This window comes from Streptococcus oralis (assembly GCF_001075875.1).
Classification (GTDB): domain Bacteria; phylum Bacillota; class Bacilli; order Lactobacillales; family Streptococcaceae; genus Streptococcus; species Streptococcus oralis_I.
Genome location: NZ_JUOS01000178.1, coordinates 1 through 270, shown reverse-complemented (window position 1 = coordinate 270; position 270 = coordinate 1). Strand labels below are relative to the sequence as shown.

Genomic DNA, 270 nt, shown 5'->3' with positions numbered 1-270 from the left:
CTTCACCTGTGGGAGAAAGAGGATTGGGACCAAGAGGGCATGATCTGTCTCCATGAACTTCTAGAACACCATCCAGAATTAGTGGAAGAAGAAAAGAAACTCTACATCTACTTCAAAACAAAATTTCGCAATCGAATCCTTGATAGCGTCAGAAAACAAGAGAGTCAAAAACGCCGCCTAGACCGGATGGCCTACGAAGAAGTAGGAGAAATTAGCCATCGCCTACCAGAAGGAGGATTGTGGCTGGATGATTACTACGCCCTTCATGAA

Annotated in this window: 1 pseudogene; it reads left to right on the top strand. The window is 44.8% G+C overall.

The features are described 5' to 3' along the window. Positions 1–270: pseudogene (locus ADM33_RS09530) on the top strand (sigma-70 family RNA polymerase sigma factor); the annotation flags it as partial.